This window comes from Candidatus Cybelea sp. (assembly GCA_036489315.1).
Classification (GTDB): Bacteria; Vulcanimicrobiota; Vulcanimicrobiia; order Vulcanimicrobiales; family Vulcanimicrobiaceae; genus Cybelea.
This window is the reverse complement of record DASXFZ010000010.1, coordinates 1-20,704: the sequence shown is the minus strand read 5'-3', so window position 1 is coordinate 20,704 and position 20,704 is coordinate 1. Positions and strand designations below refer to the sequence as shown.

Annotated in this window: 25 protein-coding genes; 19 read left to right on the top strand and 6 right to left on the bottom strand. The window is 65.9% G+C overall.

The features are described from left to right. Positions 1-29: 29 nt before the first annotated feature. From VGG51_01765 to VGG51_01755, 3 genes are read right to left on the bottom strand one after another with little or no spacing between them, the layout of a single operon-like run. Positions 30-359 (bottom strand): hypothetical protein, encoded by a 330-nt coding sequence (locus VGG51_01765; protein ID HEY1881752.1) that lies wholly within the window; start codon positions 357-359, stop codon positions 30-32. A 54-nt stretch (positions 360-413) separates the two neighbouring features. Continuing rightward, complete coding sequence (locus VGG51_01760) at positions 414-827, bottom strand: CHAD domain-containing protein (protein HEY1881751.1); 414 nt, start codon at positions 825-827, stop codon at positions 414-416. A 4-nt stretch (positions 828-831) separates the two neighbouring features. Further along, on the bottom strand, positions 832-1,200 hold the full coding sequence (locus VGG51_01755) for a CHAD domain-containing protein (protein HEY1881750.1): 369 nt from the start codon (positions 1,198-1,200) through the stop codon (positions 832-834). Between the two features lie 59 nt (positions 1,201-1,259). Here VGG51_01755 and VGG51_01750 point away from each other — a divergent pair, with 59 nt between their 5' ends. Genes VGG51_01750 through murI form a run of 3 tightly spaced genes read left to right on the top strand, consistent with a single transcriptional unit; the run spans position 1,260 to position 4,411 of the window. Then, positions 1,260-1,781, top strand: coding sequence for a GerMN domain-containing protein (locus VGG51_01750; GenBank protein ID HEY1881749.1), 522 nt, complete (start codon positions 1,260-1,262; stop codon positions 1,779-1,781). Further along, entirely contained in the window at positions 1,744-3,663 is a 1,920-nt protein-coding gene (locus VGG51_01745) for an N-acetylmuramoyl-L-alanine amidase (protein ID HEY1881748.1), read from the top strand. The genes VGG51_01750 and VGG51_01745 overlap by 38 nt, the downstream gene beginning before the upstream one ends. Positions 3,664-3,673: 10 nt before the next feature. Beyond that, positions 3,674-4,411, top strand: a complete 738-nt coding sequence (gene murI / locus VGG51_01740) for a glutamate racemase (GenBank protein HEY1881747.1) — start codon at positions 3,674-3,676, stop codon at positions 4,409-4,411. Positions 4,412-4,420: 9 nt separating this feature from the next. Here murI and VGG51_01735 read toward each other — a convergent pair whose 3' ends face one another. After that, on the bottom strand, positions 4,421-5,083 hold the full coding sequence (locus VGG51_01735) for a phosphatase PAP2 family protein (protein HEY1881746.1): 663 nt from the start codon (positions 5,081-5,083) through the stop codon (positions 4,421-4,423). Positions 5,084-5,287: 204 nt separating this feature from the next. On the opposite strand from VGG51_01735, the gene secG reads away from it, so the two are divergent. Genes secG through VGG51_01720 form a run of 3 tightly spaced genes read left to right on the top strand, consistent with a single transcriptional unit; the run spans position 5,288 to position 7,600 of the window. Continuing rightward, a complete protein-coding gene (secG, locus tag VGG51_01730) occupies positions 5,288-5,551 on the top strand; it encodes a preprotein translocase subunit SecG (protein HEY1881745.1) in 264 nt (87 codons plus the stop codon). Positions 5,552-5,567: 16 nt separating this feature from the next. Then, positions 5,568-6,587, top strand: a complete 1,020-nt coding sequence (locus VGG51_01725; GenBank protein HEY1881744.1) for an ABC transporter ATP-binding protein — start codon at positions 5,568-5,570, stop codon at positions 6,585-6,587. After that, positions 6,584-7,600 (top strand): dipeptide ABC transporter ATP-binding protein, encoded by a 1,017-nt coding sequence (locus VGG51_01720; GenBank protein HEY1881743.1) that lies wholly within the window; start codon positions 6,584-6,586, stop codon positions 7,598-7,600. Before VGG51_01725 ends, VGG51_01720 begins: the two co-directional genes overlap by 4 nt. Before the next feature lie 71 nt (positions 7,601-7,671). Here VGG51_01720 and VGG51_01715 read toward each other — a convergent pair whose 3' ends face one another. Beyond that, positions 7,672-8,157: a hypothetical protein gene (locus VGG51_01715; GenBank protein HEY1881742.1), complete on the bottom strand. Its 486-nt coding sequence runs from the start codon at positions 8,155-8,157 to the stop codon at positions 7,672-7,674. A gap of 194 nt (positions 8,158-8,351) precedes the next feature. Here VGG51_01715 and topA point away from each other — a divergent pair, with 194 nt between their 5' ends. The 13 genes from topA to VGG51_01650 are packed head-to-tail and all read left to right on the top strand — an operon-like array spanning position 8,352 to position 20,500. Further along, positions 8,352-10,439, top strand: coding sequence for a type I DNA topoisomerase (topA, locus tag VGG51_01710; GenBank protein ID HEY1881741.1), 2,088 nt, complete (start codon positions 8,352-8,354; stop codon positions 10,437-10,439). 39 nt (positions 10,440-10,478) lie between these two features. Further along, positions 10,479-11,816 (top strand): methylenetetrahydrofolate--tRNA-(uracil(54)-C(5))-methyltransferase (FADH(2)-oxidizing) TrmFO, encoded by a 1,338-nt coding sequence (trmFO, locus tag VGG51_01705; GenBank protein HEY1881740.1) that lies wholly within the window; start codon positions 10,479-10,481, stop codon positions 11,814-11,816. Between the two features lie 9 nt (positions 11,817-11,825). After that, the gene (gene hslV, locus VGG51_01700; GenBank protein HEY1881739.1) at positions 11,826-12,353 is read left to right on the top strand and encodes an ATP-dependent protease subunit HslV; all 528 of its coding nucleotides are present in this window, start codon (positions 11,826-11,828) and stop codon (positions 12,351-12,353) included. Further along, positions 12,350-13,789, top strand: coding sequence for an ATP-dependent protease ATPase subunit HslU (gene hslU, locus VGG51_01695; GenBank protein HEY1881738.1), 1,440 nt, complete (start codon positions 12,350-12,352; stop codon positions 13,787-13,789). The genes hslV and hslU overlap by 4 nt, the downstream gene beginning before the upstream one ends. A gap of 56 nt (positions 13,790-13,845) precedes the next feature. After that, positions 13,846-14,337, top strand: a complete 492-nt coding sequence (locus VGG51_01690) for a hypothetical protein (protein ID HEY1881737.1) — start codon at positions 13,846-13,848, stop codon at positions 14,335-14,337. Positions 14,338-14,397: 60 nt separating this feature from the next. Beyond that, a complete protein-coding gene (def, locus tag VGG51_01685; GenBank protein HEY1881736.1) occupies positions 14,398-14,904 on the top strand; it encodes a peptide deformylase in 507 nt (168 codons plus the stop codon). Then, on the top strand, positions 14,901-15,734 hold the full coding sequence (fmt, locus tag VGG51_01680; GenBank protein ID HEY1881735.1) for a methionyl-tRNA formyltransferase: 834 nt from the start codon (positions 14,901-14,903) through the stop codon (positions 15,732-15,734). The genes def and fmt overlap by 4 nt, the downstream gene beginning before the upstream one ends. 7 nt (positions 15,735-15,741) lie before the next feature. Continuing rightward, entirely contained in the window at positions 15,742-17,028 is a 1,287-nt protein-coding gene (locus tag VGG51_01675) for a transcription antitermination factor NusB (protein ID HEY1881734.1), read from the top strand. Continuing rightward, positions 17,025-17,690 (top strand): FhaA domain-containing protein, encoded by a 666-nt coding sequence (locus VGG51_01670; GenBank protein HEY1881733.1) that lies wholly within the window; start codon positions 17,025-17,027, stop codon positions 17,688-17,690. The genes VGG51_01675 and VGG51_01670 overlap by 4 nt, the downstream gene beginning before the upstream one ends. After that, positions 17,687-18,094: an FHA domain-containing protein gene (locus VGG51_01665; protein HEY1881732.1), complete on the top strand. Its 408-nt coding sequence runs from the start codon at positions 17,687-17,689 to the stop codon at positions 18,092-18,094. The genes VGG51_01670 and VGG51_01665 overlap by 4 nt, the downstream gene beginning before the upstream one ends. Then, positions 18,091-18,825 (top strand): hypothetical protein, encoded by a 735-nt coding sequence (locus tag VGG51_01660; protein ID HEY1881731.1) that lies wholly within the window; start codon positions 18,091-18,093, stop codon positions 18,823-18,825. Before VGG51_01665 ends, VGG51_01660 begins: the two co-directional genes overlap by 4 nt. Before the next feature lie 29 nt (positions 18,826-18,854). Continuing rightward, positions 18,855-20,060: an FtsW/RodA/SpoVE family cell cycle protein gene (locus tag VGG51_01655; protein ID HEY1881730.1), complete on the top strand. Its 1,206-nt coding sequence runs from the start codon at positions 18,855-18,857 to the stop codon at positions 20,058-20,060. Beyond that, on the top strand, positions 20,057-20,500 hold the full coding sequence (locus VGG51_01650) for a cytochrome c (protein HEY1881729.1): 444 nt from the start codon (positions 20,057-20,059) through the stop codon (positions 20,498-20,500). Before VGG51_01655 ends, VGG51_01650 begins: the two co-directional genes overlap by 4 nt. A gap of 15 nt (positions 20,501-20,515) precedes the next feature. Here the strand turns inward: VGG51_01650 and VGG51_01645 are convergent. Further along, on the bottom strand, positions 20,516-20,704 hold a 189-nt coding region (locus VGG51_01645; GenBank protein ID HEY1881728.1), incomplete at its 5' end, for a hypothetical protein.

The window sequence follows — 20,704 nt, the reverse complement described above, 5'->3', positions numbered from 1 at the left end:
AGCGTCAGTGAGTTCGTGGGTTTGTGTGTTTAGTAGGGGCGGCCCCAGCGACCGGCGTGCCAGTACCATCCACCCCGTGCGTGTGCCCAGCGTCCGCCGTACCAGACCGCACCGCCGTACGGCCGTGCCGCATAGTACCCGCGGCGCCAGACGTAGCGGTTGCCGCTCCACGTCCAGTATCCGCCGACCCAGTAGTAATTGGGGCCCGGCGAGACGGGAACGGTCTCATAGATCGGTGCCGGAGGTCCGGTCTGTACGTAGACACCACCGTAGACTTGAGCGGCGGCGGGCAACGCGGCCGCGGCGAGAGCTCCCGCGCTCAGCGCGCAGGCGAGTAATACGTTGCGAAGTTTCTTCATGCTTCATCTGTACCACGTGATACGCTTGCGTTCTAACGGAGAATGATTAGAGGCTTATTCGAAAAACATGAGAGCGCAGGCGCGGGCCAGCTCCTGTACCTCTCGCCAGAGCACGCCGGCCCGTTCGACGTAAAGGTCGCGTTCGTTGCGAAGGCTCCGCTCCGTCTGCGGCATCGTCGGCGGAAGCACCGAGAGCAGCACGTCGCGGTCGTGCGCTTCCCCGAGCGCGTCTTGCAAGAGCGTGAGGCGTTCCGCGGTTGCCAGCAGCGGCGACTCGCGATCCGCGAACCGCTCGAGCGCGTAACGCAGACGCTTGCACGCGATCCGAAAGTCGTGCAGGCCCTGCTTGTCGCGGTGCTCGAGACCAGCGGCGAGCCGCTGAACTTCACGCCCGCGCGTCTTGAGGACTCGGCGCGCAAGCGCGCTGACTTCGCCGACGCCGCGCAAGTCGATGTGCTCGGGCTTCACCAGGCTATCGCACGAATCGCGCGTGCCGCAAGAGCCGCCGCGCGCGCTGCGTCGCTTCGGCCTCGCGCTCCCGAAGCTGCGCGAAGAGCCACGCCGCGTTCTGCCGCTCGCCCTCGTCGATGGCGGCGTCGAGCAGGCGAAGCGCGATCGAGGCGTCGCGGGCGGCATCGGTTGCTGCGCCGGCGCGTTTGACCCGCGCGAGCAGCTTGCGCGCGGGTACGAGATCGGCGACGTCCTCGAGCAAGGAGCGGAAGCGGCGCCCCGTCGTGCGTACGTCGTGCAGCCGCTTCTCCGTCGGCTCGCGGATGAACCTTCGGCGCGCACGCTCGAGCGCGTCACGCTCGCGGCGGATGGCTTTTTGCAGCCACTTCATGATGCGAGCGCGTTCGACGGGAGTATTTCGGCCGCCCTTCGAGAAGTAAGCCGTCCGACGTGAGATTGCCGCGCCTAGTCGTTCTCGTCGTGCTTTTGGTCGTCGTTGCCGCCGGCACGTGGTACGTGCTCTCCAATCGGGCGGCGCACACCGCCGAAACGCTCGGCATCTACTATACCAAACTCGACGGAAACTCGCTGGCGCAGATGCGCGTCACGATGCGTCCGCCGGAGCCCGGCGAAAGCGCCGCCGAACATCTGCACAACACGCTCCGATACGCGGCCGTGCAAGCCGTCGCCGGGCCGCCCAACGAAATACAAGCGATTCGTTTTCCGCCGGGAACGCAGGTGCTGGGCGCGAGCCTCGACGGCTCGACCGCGACGATCGATCTTTCGAAACAGGTCGAACAGCAAGCCGGCGGCACGTTCGGCGAAAACGGCGAGTTCAAGGCGCTCGTCTACACGATGACCGCCATCCGCGGCATCAACGCCGTGCAGATCCTCGTTGAGGGAAGCCGCCTCGAGACGCTGCCTGGAGGTCACATTGAGCTGGATCAGCCGCTTCACCGCTCGGATTTCTAAGCCGGTTCCGCTGCTGCTGCTCGCGGTTGCGGCAGCCGCGCTGCCGCTGCCGGCACGCGCGGATTCCAGTATTGCGGCGCTCTACGGCGGACGCACGCTGCGCTTTACGCACGTCTCCACGCAGTCGGGCGCGCCGGCAATCGGAGTCAACGACCCCGGCCTGGCGACGCTGCTGCGCGCGACCGGCGCGGTTCTGACCTGGCGACCCGGTGAGCGCTACGTGCTCGTAACCAACTCGGTTCCGGTCGTCATGAGCTTTGCGATCGGCGATCGCCGGTACGACGTCGGGCCGATCGCGCTGCAGGCGAATACCGCGCCGTTTCTGATCGGGGACGAAGCCTATCTGCCGATGCGCGAGCTGCTGCGCTCGCTCGACCTCGCCATGCGTCAGGACGGTCCCGTGGCCGTGCTGCAGCCGCAGCTCTCTAGCCTCGACGTGCGGCAGCAAGGTGAGCGCGTCACGCTGCTCGCCCATGGCGGTGCGGTGCTGCACGCGCGGATCGTGCAGCAGACGCCGGCGACGATTACCTACGCCTTCGACGGCGTCGGCACGACCCTGACGGGCAGCCGGCCGCCGGGCGGCGCGGTGCGCAGCATTGCGATTGCAAACTCCGGCACGGTGCGCGCGCCCGTTACGACGGTAACGATTTCGCTCTCGCCGGGCGCGATCGCGCAAGCTCCTCAGAATCCGAGCGGCCACGACGTGCTGCTTACGATCGACGGACCGGTCGCGGCAAACGCGGCCCCGGCGCCGCCGTCGTATGCGGCCGGCGCGTCACCGACATCCGAACCGGAGCCCGGCGCACCGACCGGCGGCGGCCCCGCTGTGGTGACGGCAGTAACCGTACAGCAAAGCGGCGACGACATCGACGTTGCGATCGCCGTCAGCGGCGACGCCAGCTACGAATGGCACCGTCTGCGCGAGCCCGACAACCGCTTCTGGGTCGATATCAAAAACTCGCAGATGCAAGGCGCGCCGATCGAGCAGAGCGAGGCGGATCCGCTGCTTTCGCTGCGCGTGCGGCAGGTCGACCCGACGACGGTGCGGGTCGCGCTCTCCCTCGCCGGTCCCAAAGATATGACCCTAGCCCCGTCGGCGACGGGGCTTGCGATTACGATCGGAGCGCAGGACGTCTCCGACGAACCGCGCTCCGGAACCGGGACGGTCGGCAGCGTCGTTGCAGCGGCCGCGACCGGCCCAGCGGTAACGCCCGCGCCGTTGGACGAGACGGCCTCGAGCGGCACCGACAGCGATTCGAGCGGCTGGAAATTCGGCCCGCGGAGCAACTACCTTGCGAATAATCCGCGGCTGATCGTCATCGATCCCGGGCACGGCGGCAGTGACGTCGGCACGGTGCACAGCGGTGTCTCGGAGGCGCAGCTCACGCTCGACATGGCGAAACGCTTACGCGATTTGCTGGTCGCGCAGGGCTGGCAGGTGAAGATGACGCGCGAAACCGACGTCGACGTTTACCAGCCGAACGACAGCGCGCGCGACGAGCTGCAAGCGAGAGTCGACGTCGCCAATAAAGCCGGCGCGCGGATGTTCGTCAGCATCCACGTCAACGGCTTTATCAACTCCGGGCCGTACGGCACGACGACGTATATTTCGAAGCCGGACGACGTTGCGCTGGCGCGTGCGATCGAGCGCCATCTCGCCGCCGACGGTACGAAAGACGACGGCATCGTCAAGAGCCATCTCTACGTAACGCTGCATACGAAGATGCCGGCGGCGCTCGTCGAGACGGCGTTTCTCAGCAATCCCAGCGACTACGCGCTGCTGACGTCGGCGGCTTGGCGGCAGAAGGTTGCGCAAGAGATCGCCGACGGGATCGGGCAGTACGCTCGCGAGTATCCCGTCACGGGCCAGCCCTCGCAGTAAAACTCTGGGCGTGATCGGACTCTTCGATTCGGGCCTCGGCGGGCTCACGGTTCTCGCACGCATTCGCGAGCGGATGCCTTCGGCCGACGTCCTCTTTTTCGCGGACCAGGCGAACGTTCCGTACGGCGATCGCACGCACGCGGAACTGCTCGAACTCGTCGCGGCCAACCTCGAACGGCTCGACGCGCGAGGCGTCGACGCCATCGTCACGGCTTGCAATACCTCGTGCGCGGTAGCGGAGCGCTACGGCTGGCCGGGCAGCCGCGCGCCGGTCCTCGACCTGATCGAATCGGCGGCGATCGCGGTGCAGCGCGGCGGCTTCCGGCGCGCGGGCGTCGTCGCGACGGCGGCGACGGTCGGCGCCGGATCCTACGGACGCACGATTCGTGCGAAGGTCGGAGGGATCGATGTCGTCGAGGTGCCGGCGCCGGCGCTCGTTCCGCTCGTCGAAGCGGGCAGCGTCGAGGGAGACGAGGCGCGAGCGGCGGTCGCCGAGGTCTGCGCGCACCTGCCGCACGACCTCGATGCGCTCGTCTTCGGCTGCACGCACTACCCGGTGCTCGAGCAGCACTTTCGCGCCGTTCTCGGCGATAGCGTGACGCTCGTCGATCCGGCAATCGTGCAGGCCGAGCGCGCGGCGGCGCTCCTTGGCGAACGCGCCCAGGGGCGAGGGACGACCGAGTACCTCACCAGCGGCGACAAAGCGGCGTTTCTGCGCAACGTCGCGCGGTTTACGGCGAAGCGCTAAGGGGCGCGGCTACTTTACGGAGAGCAAGCCGACGTGGAACATCGAGAAGAAGAAGGCGGTCGTGCAGATCGCGAGCGCCGCGCCGGCCAGAACCTGCATGATCGTGTGTGCTTTGAGATAGACGCGCGCCCAGCAGACCATGGGGATCAGCACCATGAACGGGAGCGGCTGTCTGGCGTAGATCAGCGTCAGCGCCGCGAGCGGCGCCGTGATGCCGATCGCGTGCGTGCTGATCTTCCAATAGCGCGTGATGTACTGCACGATCAGGGTCGAAACGAGGTAGCCGAGCGTCGCCGCGATCATCAGCCGCGGCGCGTGCACGATCCAAAGCGCGATCGCGCCAAGCACGTCGAAGATGACGAAGGCGCTGAAGACCAACTCCCGTTCGGCTCGCACCGACATGTCGAGATCGGAGATGCGGTCGGTCGCGTAGAGCCAGAAGACGTAGAGCATCGGCCCGATCGAGACGAAGAAGGTCGAAACGAAGAGCAGGCGCCAGAAGTCCAGCGTATCCTTGGCCCCTATGTGGGCGAGGATCACGAAGAGCGCCAGGGCCGTCAGAAACGGGTTGAAGATCGTCGACAAAATCCGCGCCAAATCGCGCCAAACGCGCCGGTTCCTGATCGGAACGACGGCTGAGACGTGATCGGCGCGGCTCTCGGATTCCGGCACTCCCCCTTGCCTACTCGTGCAGGCGGCTCGAGGCCTGCGGTCGTAGTGAAGATGCCGCAATCCCGATATTAAGGAAGAGAAAGTCCGTTGAATCTAGTTTTCTTAGCCGCTACCGCGGCTGCCAGGGCCGTACCATCGGCCGCGGCTACGACCTTGCCCCGGGGGGCAGTTCCGCTGAACGCGCCGATCGCGCCGCCCCAACCAATGCAGCAGACACCGATTGCGCTGCACGCGCCGTGGCTGACGCACACGCTTGCCGGGATCTTCATCGTCGCCGCGGTCGCCATGATCGCGCTGCTGGCGGTTCAGACGACCAAGCAAGAGGGTCTGACGGGAACGATCGGCGGACGCGTCGAGACGGCCTATCGCGGGCGGCTCGGCGCCGACGAGCAGCTCAAACGGTGGACCGGCATCGCCGCCGTGACGTTCGTGGTCGTCGCCTTCTTTCTCTCGCTGACCGGTATTTGAGGCCCTAAGCGACTCCGTGCAGCTGCTCGAAGTCCGCAACCTTCGGACGACGTTTCGCACCGAAGACGGCCCCGTAACTGCGGTCAACGGTCTCTCGTTTTCGCTGGAAGCCGGCGAAACGCTCGGTATCGTTGGAGAGTCCGGCTCTGGAAAATCCGTAACCGCGCTCTCGATCATGCGGCTGTTGCCGCGGACCGCGACCGTTACGGCCGAACGCATCGCCCTGCACGGCGAAAGCCTGCCGGATAAGAGCGAAGCGGAGATGCGCGCGATTCGCGGCCGGCGGATCGCGATGATTTTCCAAGATCCCATGACCTCGCTCAATCCGGTGCTCACGATCGGCGAGCAGATCGCCGAAGCGGTGCGCCTCCACTTCGGCGTCGACCAGCGGGAAGCGCGCGAGCGCGCCATCGACATGCTGCGCAAGGTTCGCATTCCGCTGGCCGAAAAGCGGCTCGGCGACTATCCGCATCAGTTCTCGGGCGGAATGCGTCAGCGGGTGATGATCGCTATGGCGCTTTCGTGCAATCCGGAGCTGCTCATCGCCGACGAGCCGACGACCGCGCTCGACGTTACGATCCAGGCCCAAGTGCTCGAGCTGATGGACGAGCTGCAGCGCGAGACCGGCGCGGCCATCATTCTGATCACGCACGACCTTGGGGTCGTCGCCGAGTTCTGCCGGAACGTGCTCGTGATGTACGGCGGCAACATGGTTGAGTACGGGACCGCCGAGCAGATCTTTGCCGAGCCGCGCATGCCCTACACGCAGGGGCTGCTGTCGTCGCTGCCGAGGCTCGATCAGAACAAACGTCTGGTTCCGATCGCCGGACAGCCGCCGAATCTCTTACGGCTGCCGCCGGGCTGCGCTTTCGCGCCGCGCTGCGCCTACACGATGCCGATCTGCGCCGAGCCGGTTCCGCTCTACGACTTCGGCGGCGGGCACGTGGCGCGCTGCTTCCTCTACGACGAGCGTGCGCGCGACCAGCGCCCCGAAAGCCAGCGCGGCCTTCCCATTATTCCGGCCGGCAGCGCGTGAACAACGGCTCTCTCATCGAGGTCAAGGATCTCTTCAAGTACTTCCCAATCCATGCTGGATTGATGTCGCGCCACGTCGCCGATGTCCGCGCGGTCGACGGTGTGAGCTTTCGGATCGAAGAGGGCGAAACGCTGGGGTTGGTCGGCGAATCCGGCTCCGGCAAGACCACGATCGGGCGGCTGCTCTTGCGCCTCCTGCCGGCGACCAAGGGCGAGATCATCTTCGAAAGTCGCGACGTCCTGGCGATGAACCGGAACGAGATACGCCGCCTGCGACGCTCGATTCAGATCATCTTCCAGGACCCTTTCGCTTCGCTCAATCCGCGGATGTCGATCGGCGAGATCATTGCCGAGCCGCTGCGAATTCACGGCATCGCGTCGGGTAAGGCCGTAGACGAGCGCGTTCAAGAACTCCTCTCACTCGTCGGGCTTCAGCCATACCACGCGAACCGTTATCCGCACGAGTTCTCCGGCGGGCAGCGCCAGCGCGTCGGGGTCGCGCGCGCGCTCGCCGTCGATCCGCGGTTCATCGTCTGCGACGAACCGGTCTCGGCGCTCGACGTCTCGATTCAGGCGCAGGTCATCAACCTGCTCGAGGATCTCCAGAAGAAATTCAAGCTGACCTACCTGTTCATCGCTCACGACCTTTCGGTCGTGCGGCACATCTCGACGCGGGTCGCCGTGATGTACGTCGGCAAGATCGTCGAGCTGGCCGACCGCGACGCCCTCTACGAGCGGCCGATGCATCCGTACACCCAGGCGCTGCTCTCGGCGATTCCGATTCCCGACCCGGTGCTCGAAAAACGGCGCAAACGCATCGTGCTCACTGGAGACATCCCGTCGCCGGTCAACCCGCCGCCGGGATGCCGCTTTCACACGCGCTGTCCGGTTGCGTTCGAGCGCTGCAAGATCGAGGAGCCGCCGCTGCGCGAGTACGCGCCGGGGCATTTCGCCGCGTGCCACTGGGTCGAGGAGCACGGCGGCAAAGCGCCCGAGCTGGTCTCCGTTCCTTAGGAGCCTCTTCTAGCAAAGAAAAACGGGCGACCGCATCGCGATCGCCCATCATTCTCTCTTAACCGCTCAGGCTAAGCTTTTTTCTTGCGTCCGCCCTTGCGCGCTGCCTTGCGGACCGCTTTCCGCACGCCCTTACGGCGTACGGTCTTGCGGGCCTTACGCACGCCTTTGCGCGTGGTCTTGCGCGCCTTACGCGCGCCCTTGCGCACGGCCTTACGGACCTTGCGCGCGCCCTTACGGACCTTGCGCGCGCCCTTGCGGGCCTTGCGCACGCCCTTGCGCGCGCCTTTACGGGCTTTACGCGCGCCCTTGCGCACGGCCTTACGGACCTTGCGCGCGCCCTTGCGAACCGCTTTGCGGACGGCCTTGCGGACGGCCTTGCGGACCGCTTTGCGGACGGCCTTGCGGGCAACTTTCTTGCGGGCCGCTTTTTTACGGCCGTTCGTCGCCTTCTTCGCAAGTGCGACGGCGGCAACGGCCTTACGGCGACGTGCTTTACGACGCGGCTTGGGAGCTTCGGGCGTCGCGCCGCCGTTCATCGGGGTATCTGAGTCCATTCATTCCTCCTCGTCCCCCCGGGACGATAAGCGTTAGTGGACAGCGCTTTTTTTCCAGCGCTTTGCACGCATCATAGAGGATTTTTACGAATCATGCAAATTCGCGTGCGCGCGTGTGCAACGATGCGCGAGAACCGGCGACGAAAAACGGCTAAAATTTGCGAGGCCTTGACCCCGGCGGTATACTAAGGCCCGTGAAAAAGCCCCTGATCATCGTCGAGTCGCCGACAAAGGCTCGGACGATCAAGAAGTTTCTCCCGCGTTATGCGGTGAAGGCCTCGGTGGGGCACGTGCGCGATCTTCCGAAGAGTACGCTGGGCGTCGACGTCGAGAACGGTTTCGCGCCGCGCTACCTCACGATCAAGGGTAAGGGCGACGTCATCAAAGAGTTGCGGGGCGCGGTCAAAAGCGCGAGCGACGTTTTCCTCGCAACCGACCCCGACCGCGAGGGCGAGGCGATCGCCTGGCATCTCGCGGAATTGCTCAAACTTGCCGATCCCAAGCGGATCGAGCTCCACGAGATCACCAAAGAGGCAGCGATGGCGGCGCTCAAAGAGCCGCATCACATCGACCTCAACCGCGTCAACGCTCAACAGGCACGGCGCATTCTCGACCGGCTCGTCGGCTACAAAATCTCGCCGCTGCTGTGGGCGAAGGTGCGCGGCGGCCTCTCGGCCGGCCGCGTGCAATCGGTCGCCGTGAAGCTGATCGTCGATCGCGAGCGCGAGATCGCGGCCTTCGTACCTAAAGAGTACTGGAGCCTCACGGCGCTGCTGGCCGGCGAGAGCGATCCCGAAATGCCGTTTTCCGCCGACCTCGTTTCGCACCACGGCGAAAAGCTCGAGCTCCATACGCAGGCCGAGACCGAGAGCGTCCTGCAAGCGCTCGACGGCGCCGCCTATCGCATCGCCGGCATCAAGAAGCGCGAAGTGCGCCGGCAGGCTCCGGCGCCGTTTACGACCTCAACGCTCCAGCAAGAGGCATCGCGCAAGCTGCGGATGCGGGTACGGCGCGCGATGCAAGTGGCGCAGAGTCTCTACGAGGGGCTCGATCTCGGCGGCAGCGACGGCACCGTCGGCTTGATCACCTACATGCGTACCGACTCGACGCGGATCAGCGATCTGGCGCGCGATTCGGCGCGCGAGTTCATCGTATCGGAGTACGGTGAGGCATTCCACGGCGGCCGCGTCCACCGGGTCCGCGAGGGCGCCCAAGATGCGCACGAAGCGATTCGGCCAACCTCGATCCACCGGACGCCGGCGAGCTTGGCGCAGGTACTCAAACGCGACGAGCTGCGGCTTTATACGATGATCTGGGAGCGTTTCGTCGCCTCGCAGATGTCGGCGGCGGTATTCGACCAAACGGTCGTCGACGTCAGCGCTCACGAATACGGCTTTCGCGCCACCGGAACGGTGATGCGGTTTGCCGGCTTCACCCGCGTTTATGAGGAAGGCAAAGACGACGAAGGCAGCGCCAAGGGACGCGTCCGGCTACCCGAGCTGCACGAAGGCGAGACGCTCGATTGCCGCAAGCTGGAACCGAAGCAGCACTTCACCGAGCCGCCGCCGCGCTACAGCGAGGCCGCGCTCGTCAAGGCGCTCGAAGACAACGGCATCGGCCGGCCGTCGACCTACTCGACGATCGTCGAGACGATCCAAGCCCGCGGGTATGTGACGCAGCAAGAGCGGCGCTTTATGCCGACCGAGATCGGCACCGCGGTCAACGACCTGCTCGTCGATCATTTCCCGAAGATCCTCAACCTCAAGTTCACCGCGCAGATGGAGGGCGATCTCGACAAGGTCGCCGACGGGCTCGAGGACTGGGTCGCGCTCTTACGCCGCTTCTACGCTCCCTTCGAGACCGAGCTGGAAGAGGCCGAGAAACGGCTGCCGCGCCTTGAGCTGCGCGACGAACCGACCGACGAGATCTGCCCGAACTGCGGCCGGCCGATGGTCATCAAGACCGGGCGTTTCGGGCGCTTCATCTCGTGCACCGGATATCCCGAATGTAAGACGGCAAAGCCGATCGTCAAAGAGACCGGCGTCGCTTGTCCGAAGTGCGGCGGCGCGATCGTCGAGCGGCGCTCGAAAAAAGGGCGCACGTTTTACGGGTGCGCGACCTATCCGAAGTGTGATTTCATTTCGTGGGACGCCGTCGTATCGCAGCGCTGCCCGGTCTGCAACTCCCACGTCGTGTCGAAGACGCGGCGCGGCGGGGTTACGCAGCTCGAATGCGCGGCCGATCGTCAGCACGAGGTCAAGGAAGAGCCCGCGCTGGTCTAGTGTAGACACTACAGCAGCTTCGCGGGGGGCAGAATTCGCTTGAGCTTGGAACGGTTGACGGTTATTGGGGGCGGCCTCGCCGGGTGTGAGGCGGCGTGGCAGGCCGCACGGCTCGGCGTCGAGGTCGACCTCTACGAGATGCGGCCGCAACGCAGCGGCCCGGCGCACACGACCGGTGCGCTCGCGGAACTCGTCTGCAGCAATTCGTTTCGCGGCGCCGCGTTGGAGAACGCCGTCGGCTTGCTTAAGGAAGAGCTGGCACGCATGGGCTCGCTGATAGTAATCGCGGCGCGTGAGAACGCCGTGCCGGCGGGCGGCGCGCTCGCCGTCGACCGCGCGCGCTTTGCCGCAGCGGTGCAGGCGCGTATCGACGGCGAGTCGCGCATCGCGCTGCGGCGGGAAGAGTTCGGCGCGATTCCGCTCGATCGACCGGCGATCGTCGCCTGCGGACCGCTGCCGAGCGAAGAATTCTTGGCGAGCTTGGATGCGCTGCTCGGCGGCGGAAGGCTCTATTACTACGATGCGGCTTCGCCGATCGTTGCCGCCGATTCGCTCGACGAAACCGCGATGTTCCGGCAGTCGCGCTACGACAAAGGCGCCGGCGATGACTACCTCAACATTCCGCTGGATCGCGCGGAGTACGCGCAGCTGCTCGCCGATTTACGCACGCTCGAGCGGCACGCGGCGAAGAGTTTTGAGGAGACGCGTTATTTCGAGGGCTGCCTGCCGGTCGAAGAGATGGCCGACCGCGGCGACGACGTGCTTCGCTTCGGCCCGCTCAAACCCGTCGGCCTGCGCGATCCGCGCACCGGCCGGGCGCCCTTTGCGGTCGTGCAGCTGCGCAAAGAGAATGCGGAAGGGACGGCCTACAACCTCGTCGGCTTTCAGACGCGGCTCGCGTGGCCCGCGCAGCGCGAGGCCTTCGGAAGGCTCCCCGGTTTGGCAAACGCAGAGTGGCTGCGGCTCGGCGTGATGCACCGCAACACGTTCATCGACTCGCCCCGGCTGCTCGACGAACGCCTGCGGCTGAACGGAACGCGGGCGCTCTATTTTGCCGGGCAGATCACCGGCGCCGAGGGATACGTCGAAGCGGCGGCCTGCGGCGCGATGACCGGCATCGCGGCCGCGCGCCAGATCCTCGGTCTGCCGCCGGTCGAGTTCCCGCGGGAAACGGCCTTCGGCGCCGTTGTCGCGCACTTACAGAACCGGCACACCCCCGATTTTCAGCCCTCGAACGTGACGTGGGGGGCTTTCCCTGCCGCTGAGACCGGGGGGAAGCTGGGCAAGCGGGAGCGGCGCCGGATCGCGGCCGAGCGCGCGCTCGAGGCGATCGAACGCTTCGCGGCTGAAACCGTCGCGGCGCCCGCGGGGTACTGAAAAAAGCGAATGTTACGTTCAACGACCATTTTAGCCGTACGGCGCGACGGGAAGCTCGCGATCGCCGGTGACGGCCAAGTCACGCTCGACAAGACGATCGTCAAGCACGGTGCGCGCAAGGTGCGCAAGGTCAGCGGCGGCAAGGTCCTCGCCGGCTTCGCCGGCTCGGCCGCCGACGGCATCACGCTGCTCGAAAAGTTCGAAGGGAAGTTTGCCGAGTTCAAAGACATCACGCGAGCGGCGGTCGAGCTCGCCAAAGACTGGCGCCAGGACCGGGCGCTGCGGCGCCTCGAGGCGCTGATGATCGTCGGAAACCCCGAGCACCTATTTTTGCTCTCGGGTACCGGCGACGTCATCGAGCCCGATGAGGGCATTGCCGCGATCGGCAGCGGCGGCCCCTACGCGCAGGCCGCCGGGTCGGCGCTGCTGCGCAACACCGAACTCTCTGCCGCCGAGATCGCGCGCAAAGGGCTCGAGATCGCCTCGGAGATCTGCATTTACACCAACTCCGACATCACCGTGGAGACGCTGCCATGACCGGGATGCTCGCGACGACGCTCGATCCCACAACGCTGACGCCTCGCCAGATCGTCGCCGAGCTCGATAAGTACATCGTCGGCCAAGGGAAGGCGAAGCGCGCCGTGGCAATCGCGCTGCGAAATCGGTATCGCCGGGCGCGCGCTCGCGAAGACCTGCGCGAAGAGATCACTCCGAAGAACATCTTGATGATCGGGCCAACCGGCGTCGGCAAAACCGAGATCGCGCGGCGGCTCGCCGCGCTCGTCGGCGCGCCGTTCATCAAGGTCGAGGCAACGAAGTATACCGAGGTCGGCTACGTCGGGCGCGACGTGGAATCGATGGTACGCGATTTGGTGGAAGCGGCGATTCGCACGGTTACCGACGAACGGCGCGACGAGGTTCGCGATATGGCGGCACATCACGCCGTCGAACGCGTGATCGACGTGCTGCACCCCGAGACGCGACCCCCGGGAAGCGCGGCGGGCGGCGGCCCCCTCGGCGCAGCCCTTGGTTCGATCTTCGGCAGCAACTATGCGCAGCAGCAGCCGCCCGGCGCGGGGGCTGCGCTGTCCCCGGACGCGCAGCGCGTGCGCGATCAGACGCGCGGCGAGATCGAGCGCGGCTTCTACAACGTGCGGCTTATCGAGATCGAAGTCGAAGAGACGCCGAGCCTGCCGATCGGCGTCATCGGCGGCGGGATGGACCAGGGCGGCGACCTCGGCGAGATGCTCGGCGGCATCCTTCCTAAGCGTCGCACGAAGAAGCGAGTGACCGTGGCGGAAGCGCTGCGCATCTTCGAGCAGGAAGAGGCCGCAAAGCTGATCGACAGCGACGCCGTCAAACGCGAAGCGCTGCGCCGCGCCGCCGAGGACGGCATCATCTTCATCGATGAGATCGATAAGGTTGCCGCCGGCTCGCAGCAGCGCGGCGGCCCCGACGTTTCACGCGAGGGCGTCCAGCGCGATATCCTGCCGATCGTCGAAGGCTCGACGGTCAACACGAAGCACGGCCCGATCAAAACCGATCACGTGCTCTTCATCGCGGCGGGCGCGTTCCACATGAGCAAGCCGTCGGACCTCATTCCGGAACTGCAAGGGCGTCTGCCGATTCGGGTCGAGCTCGATTCCCTTACCGCGGCCGACTTCAAGACGATTTTGACGCAGCCAAAAAATGCGCTCGTGGAACAATACAAGGCGTTGCTCGCTACCGACGGCGTCTCGCTGGATTTCCGCGACGACGCGATCGAGCAGCTCGCCAACTTTGCGATGCGGGTTAACGAGCAGACCGAGAACATCGGCGCCAGGCGTCTGCATACGGTGCTCGAGCGGATGCTCGAGGACGTCAGCTTCGAGGCGCCCGAAGAGGGCGGCACCGTAGTCGTCGATAGCGAGTACGTGCGTAAGCGCCTGGCCGACGTTGTAGAGAACGCCGACCTTTCGGGGTACATTCTCTAAGACAATTCCCATTAGCCCAGGGAGGGTCCGCGCGTCGCGAAGCGGATTCTGCATCTATGAAACAGTCGCTGACTGCTGCCGTCGTTCTCACTATTGCCGCCGTCCTGACCGCGTGCAATGGCGGAAACAGCATCAATACTCCGCCTCCGGGAACCGGATCGAACTGCGGTGGTCCTCCCACCTCGAGCCACCTCGAAGTGCTCTATCCCATCCCGAACTCGAAGAACGCTCCGAAGGCGCTCGGGAATATCTACGTCTCCACGAAAGGTCAGCTTCCGCCCAGCAACTCGTTCAATTTCCTGCTGGCGCAAGCGAACGGGGGCCAGACCTTTACCGGCCCGTTCACCGGAATAAGCGAGTCGAAGATCCCACCACAGCATGCGAAACCGTCCTACCCTAATCCGGTCTACTACGCATCGGTGATAGCGGGTCCGTACGGATCGACCTATATCATCGGTCCCAGTCAAGCCGTCAGCCTCTTCTGGAACGACGGCGGGACCGGATGTACTCCGCACTTTCTCGTTAGCTCCTTCCGGACGGGGAAATAGGGCGCGCGTTCGTAGACGCGCCGGAGTAGCGGGCGGCTTTATCGCGAATAGCCGCCCGCGATGCCCTATGTCCGCGAAATCCTAACCGACGGCCATCCGACGCTGCGCAAAGTCGCCAAGCGAGTCTCGCCCAAAGAGCTCGGCGACCCGCTCTTTCAGCAGCTCATCGACGATATGTTCGAAACGATGTACGCCGCGCCGGGCGTCGGTCTGGCTGCACCGCAAGTCAACGTTTCCAAGCGCCTCTTCGTGATGGACGTGCACGACGACGAGCACGAACCGGTGGTCATCATCAATCCGAAGATCGAGGCGCTGCACGAAGAGGTCGAGCTGCGCGAAGGCTGCCTATCGGTGCCGGGGATGGTCGGTGAGATCGTGCGTTTCAAGCACGCCGCGGTCAGCGGTTTGGATCGCAACGGAGAGAAGATCCGAGTCGAGGGCGACGGCTTACTCGCGCAGTGCATTCAGCACGAAGTCGATCATCTCAACGGCGCGCTCTACATCGATCGGGCGCGCGACCTGCGCGAGGCCGTCAGCGAAGAGGAGAAAGAAGCCGCAGAGGCTTGAAGACGCTCTTCTTCGGCACCAGCGCCTTCGCGGTGCCGACCCTGCGCATCGTCGCGCAGCAGACGCAGTGCGCCGGCGTCGTGACCGCGCCGGACCGGCCGGCCGGCCGAGGCCAGCGCTTGCAGCCGAGTCCGGTCAAACGCGCGGCGCGCGAGTTGGGTTTGCGCGTCTACGAACCGGTGCGGCTGCGCGCGTTTGCGGCGGAGCTAGCGGGCGAAGACTTCGATCTGTTCGTCTTGGCCTCGTACGGGCGCATTCTGCCGCCGGCGCTGCTCGAGCTGCCGCGCTTGGGCGCGCTCAACGTGCACCCGTCGCTGCTGCCGAAATACCGTGGCGCGACGCCGATTCAGAGTGCGATCCTGCACGGAGAACGCACGACCGGCGTTTCGATCATGCTGATGGATGCGGGCCTAGACACCGGTGACGTCGTCGCCGCGCAGGCGGTCGACCTCGGGCCCGACGAGACCTATGGCGAGCTGCACGATCGTCTCGCGCAGACCGGTGCCGAGCTATTGCGCGAGGCGCTGCGGGCGGCGGAGCGCGGCGAGTTGCGCGCCGCGCCGCAGCGCGGCGAGCCGACGCTCACCCGGCTCATCGAACGCGACGATCTGCTCGTCGACTGGAACTGGCCGGCGGAGCGAATCGCCCGCACCGTGCGCGCCTATTCGCCGCAGCCGGCCGCCCGAGCGGAGATCGACGGCGAAAGCGTCAAGCTTTTGCGGGCGCACGTCGACGAGACGGGCCGGCTCGTCATCGACGAGCTGATCGCACCGAATCGTGGAAAAATGAGCGGCGAAGCTTTCACGCGGGGGCGCAGTGGGCGCGCGTGAAGTAGCGTTGCGTGTCGTACGCGACGTCTTTGAGGATTGCGGACCGGCTCGCACCGCCCACGCCGCCTTCGATTATCGCGTGCGCCGCGGCAGCTTGAGCGAACGCGACGTTGCCTTCGCCGCGGAACTGGCCTACGGCGCGATCAAGATGCGGCGCGCGCTGGACTTTTATCTCGCCGGCCGGGTCAAGACGATACCCGCGGTCATCCACGAGATACTGCGCCTGGCGATCTACGAACTCGTCTATACGCGGGCCGACGAGTACGCGACGGTCTTCGAGTTCGTCAATCTGGCGAAACGCTTCGGGCATCGGGGGCTGGCCAATCTCGTCAACGCGGTGCTCCGGGGCTTCTTACGCGACCGTCCCGCGGCGCCCCAGCGCGGCGCGTTTGCAAACGAAGACGAATACCTCGCGACCCTCTACTCGCTGCCGACCTGGCTCGTGCGTCAGTGGCGCACCCTCTTTGGCGCGCGGCTCGAAGAGATCTGCGCGGCCGTCGACGAGCCCGCGAAGAGCGCGATCGTCGTGAACGCGTTACGCGGCGATGCAGAGGCGGGTGCCGCCGCGCTCCGGACCGCCGGCGTCGAGACCTTCCCGTCGCCAATCGTTGCCGAGGCGCTGCTGGTCGAGCGAGGACGCCTGGCTGAGCTGCGTGACGACGGCCGCTGGTGGCAACAATCGGAGAGCTCCGCGATGCCGGTCGATATTCTGAATCCGCAGCCGGGCGAGGCGATCCTCGACGTCTGCAGCGGGCGCGGCAACAAGGCCCTGCAGATCGGCGGGCGTCTGCTGCGGGAGGGCACGCTTTGCTGCATCGAGCGCGACGAACGCAAAGCCGAGCTGCTGGAGGAGCGGCTCGCGCGGGCGGACGTCATCGCGGCGATCGTCACCGGCGATGCGACGCAAGCGCTGCTCCCGCCCGACCGCTTCTTCGATCGGGCGCTGATCGACGCGCCGTGCTCGGGCACGGGCATCGTGGGACGGCAGCCCGAGGCCCGCTGGAAGAAGCAGGTCACCGACGGCGAACGGCTTGCATCCACGCAGCGGGCGCTGCTGCAACAGATCGCGCGTCACGTTTATCCCGGCGGAGCGTTAGTCTATGCGGTCTGTTCGGTCGACCCGCGCGAGACGACGGAAGTGATTGATTGGTTTTTGGCGCGAGAGAACTTCGAGCGCGGCCTGATCCCCGCGGCCTACAAGGGGCTGCTGACGGAGGCTGGAGACGTTCTCGTGCCCCCCGGCCTTAACGGGCGCGACGGCTTTTACATCGCCCGCTTGGAGCGCCGGCCGTGAGCTTCTTCGAGCGCATCGAACAGGCGTGTGCGCAGTTTATCGAGCGAACGTTCGCCAAGAGCTTCCCGAGCGACGTCGAGCCCGCGCAGATCGCGCGCAAGCTCGTCGCCACGATGGAGGCGCAGACGCGCGGCGAAGAGGGCCGGCCCAGCGCGCCCTCCGCCTACGCGGTCTACGTGAGCCCCGCAGACTTCGAACGTCTGGAGCAACACCGCGAGTACCTGGAAGAGGCTTGGATCGACCTCCTGCGGGATCTCGCGGCGAAGGTGGGCGTCGCGTTCGTTGACGGCGAGCCGCGCGTGACGATGTCGGCGCGCCCGAGCGTGCCGCTCGGCGCGATCGCAATCGAGGTGGGCGACGCCGCCAGAGCAAGCGCCCAGTTTGCGCTCCGAATGATCAAAGGGCTGCCCGTCGATGGGGTATACTCTATTACGGGGACGACCCGTGTCGGACGCGGCGACGACAGCGAGATCGTACTGCTCGACCCGAGCGTTTCTCGAGCGCACGCCATCGTTGAGTTCGATGCGGGCGAGCCGGTCGTGCGCGATCTCGATTCGACGAATGGAACCTACGTCAACGGACGGCGGGTCCGGGTCGAATCGCTGCAGGATGGAGACGAGCTGCGATTTGGAAATACCCGAATGAGATTTGAAGACGCGTGAATCTGCGGATCGGGTCGCTCGAGATAACGGCGGCGCTGGCAGTCGTGGCGGTGCTGGCGGCACGGCCGCGTCTGCGCGTAGCGATCGAGATCGGCAGCATCTCGCCGATGCAGCTCGGCGTCGAGATCATCGAGCGGCGCGCCCGGCGGCCCGTGCAAGGCCGGCCGCCCTTCTACATCGGGCGGGCGAAAGACGCGGCGATCGCGCTGCAGGATCCGGAGGTCAGCCGGCGGCACGCGCGTTTTTCCAGTCATGACGGGGCGATCTACGTCGAGGACTGCAAGAGCCGCAACGGGACCTTCCTCAACGGACGCCGGATCGGTGAGGCCATCGAGGTGCGCGAGGGCGACGAGATCGACGTCGGAACGACCCGTATGGTCGTGACCTCGGTACGGCCGGCATGACGCTGGCGATACGCGGCGACCGGACCTCCTGCCTGAGCCTGCAGCTCGGGCCGGGAACGTGGCTGCTCGCGGTCGCCCGCGGCTTCGGACAGATCGGCGGCATGCCGACCGAGACGGCACTCCTCTCGCGCCTGCGCCTGGAGTGCCAGCGCCGGATGCGCAGCCCCCGCTTTCGCCGCGCGATCGATCGCCCGCAGGCGGCGGCGACGGCGATGCTGGCGATCATGGGCCGCGTAAATGGCGCGCTCTACGCGTGCACCGCGAGCCATGACGACTACGTAACGGCCGCCGCCTCGGTGACCGCCGTCGTCGTCGTGCAGCGCTACGCCTACGTGATCCACGCCGGAGCGACGGCGGCCTATCTCGCACGCGATGGGGAAATCATTCCGCTCTGCGCCGACGACGGGCTCGACGACCCGCAGATTCCGGTGCTGGCGCGCGCCTTTGCGACCGCGCCGGCGCTCGACGTCAGCGTCTCGAACGCGCGCCTCGTCCCGGGCGACGCGATCGTCCTGATCGGCCGCCGAGTGGCGAGCGAATTGCAGCTCCGCGAGTTGTTGGCGCGCTTGGATGAAAGCGAACCCGCCGAACAGATTCTCGTTGCGCGCTTCGAAGAGGACGCGGCATCGGCGGAGCCGCGCGCGAGCGCCCGCCGGCGCTCGCGATTCGCGCCGCTGCTGCGGGTGTTGGCGCTCATCGGGTTTCTCGTAGCCGCGGTCCTCGCGCACTGATCGCCGCAAACGTCCGCCGGTTCGCGCCGATGACCGGCGCGCTGGCCGTTGCCGCGCTCATTCTTTCCTACGCTCCGCCCCACACGATCGGGCCCCCGTGGATGCTCGCGCTTCTCGGCGCGTTCGCGCTGGCGTGGGTGCTGTGGCAGCCCTCGTCAAGTTGGCGCGACGACGTTATGCCTGCGCTGGCCGTCGTGCTCTCGGCGCTGGGCCTCGCGATGGTCGCGCGGCTCTCGCCGGATCTCGCCGCGCGCCAGCAGCTCTGGGTGCTCGTCTCGGTGGGGCTCGCGATGATCGCGGGCCCCGCGTTCACGCACTTCCGCCGCTTCGCCGCGTTCAAATATCTCTGGGTCGTTGCCTCGCTCGTGCTCTTCCTGCTCTTGATTCTGTTCGGACAGGAGATCAACGGCGCGCGTCTATGGATCAAGGTGGGTCCAGTCCAGTACGAGCCGATCGAGCTGATCAAGCTTTTCATCGTCCTCTTTCTTGCGGCGTATCTCGCCGAAACCGCGGACGTGATCGCCAAGGCGAGGCTGTGGTCGCTGCGCGCAAACCTCAAGTATTTGGGACCGCTCTTCATCGGCTGGGGAGCGTCGATGGCGATTTTGGTCGTGCAGCGCGATCTGGGAATGGCGACGCTGCTGCTGGCGACGTTTGCGACGATGCTCTACGTCGCGACGCGCCGCTGGGACATCGTGCTCTTCGGCGCGCTGCTCTTCGCACTGGGTGCGTTCTGGGCCGTGCATCACTATCCGTACGTCAATTCCCGGATTGCCGTCTGGTTCAATCCGTTCTCCGATCCGCACGGCGCAGGCTATCAGTCGTCGCAGGCCTACTATTCGCTTGCGGCGGGCGGCCTGCTCGGCACCGGATACCGGCTCGGGCACCCGAACTTCATTCCGGACGTCGCGACCGACTACGTGTACGCCGCGTTCGCCGAAGAGTTCGGCGCGGTCGGCGCAATCGTCGTGCTGGCGATCTTCCTCGATTTGGTGCGCCGCATCTTCGCTGCGGGGCTCGAACAGCCGGATCTGTACTCGAAGCTGCTGGCCACGGGGCTTGGCGCGACGCTGGGCTTTCAAGTGGTGATCATCGTCGGCGGCGTGATCGGACTGCTGCCGCTTACCGGCATCACGCTGCCCTTCGTCTCGTATGGCGGAAGCTCGCTCTTGGCGAACTTCTTGCTTGTGGCACTCGTCTGGGCGATCAGCGCCCGTCCTCGGAGGACGCAATGAGATTCTTGGTCGCCGCTGCGCTCGTGATGACGCTTGCGGCCTGCGCCAAAGGTTCGAATAACGCGAGCACGCAGGCTGCGGCCTCAGCGTCGGCCGCTGCCGACGCGCAGAATCCCGCCTCGGCGAGCGACGGCGCAACCGTCTACCTCGAAAACTGCTCGAGCTGCCACCAAACCAGCGGAGAGGGCGTCTCGGGCGCCTTTCCGCCGTTGGCGGCCAATCCCGTCGTAACCGGCAATCCGGTCACCGTCATCGCGATCGTCAAAAATGGACTCGAAGGAAAGATCGTCGTGCACGGCAACGCCTATAGCGGCATCATGCCGGCGTGGAAGAAACAGATCTCCGACCAGCAGATCGCCGAAGTGATCTCCTACATTCGCAGCGCCTGGAACAACAACGCCGGAGCCGTCAGCCTCTCGCAGGTACAAAGCGTCCACTAGGAGCCTGTCGGGCTCCTAAATCGAGACGACGTCTCCGAGGTTTGGGCGTTCGCCGAATTCGATTTCGAAGAGCATCTCGACGTAGTCGTGCATGCCGGGATCGATGTGCCGCAGCCGCGCGCGGGTGGCGCGCGGCCACGGCGACGCGCTGTCGTTTGCTTCGACGTACGCACGCAGCGACTCGGCGAAGTACTCGTCGACGCC

Coding starts and splice junctions, on each gene's coding strand:
- VGG51_01650 (HEY1881729.1), top strand. CDS start 20,057: ATGAGATTCTTGGTCGCCGCTGCGCTCGTGATGACGCTTGCGGCCTGC.
- VGG51_01715 (HEY1881742.1), bottom strand. CDS start 8,157: ATGGACTCAGATACCCCGATGAACGGCGGCGCGACGCCCGAAGCTCCC.
- VGG51_01765 (HEY1881752.1), bottom strand. CDS start 359: ATGAAGAAACTTCGCAACGTATTACTCGCCTGCGCGCTGAGCGCGGGA.
- VGG51_01690 (HEY1881737.1), top strand. CDS start 13,846: ATGAAACAGTCGCTGACTGCTGCCGTCGTTCTCACTATTGCCGCCGTC.
- secG (HEY1881745.1), top strand. CDS start 5,288: ATGCAGCAGACACCGATTGCGCTGCACGCGCCGTGGCTGACGCACACG.
- VGG51_01755 (HEY1881750.1), bottom strand. CDS start 1,200: ATGAAGTGGCTGCAAAAAGCCATCCGCCGCGAGCGTGACGCGCTCGAG.
- VGG51_01660 (HEY1881731.1), top strand. CDS start 18,091: ATGACGCTGGCGATACGCGGCGACCGGACCTCCTGCCTGAGCCTGCAG.
- hslV (HEY1881739.1), top strand. CDS start 11,826: ATGTTACGTTCAACGACCATTTTAGCCGTACGGCGCGACGGGAAGCTC.
- VGG51_01655 (HEY1881730.1), top strand. CDS start 18,855: ATGACCGGCGCGCTGGCCGTTGCCGCGCTCATTCTTTCCTACGCTCCG.
- def (HEY1881736.1), top strand. CDS start 14,398: ATGCCCTATGTCCGCGAAATCCTAACCGACGGCCATCCGACGCTGCGC.
- hslU (HEY1881738.1), top strand. CDS start 12,350: ATGACCGGGATGCTCGCGACGACGCTCGATCCCACAACGCTGACGCCT.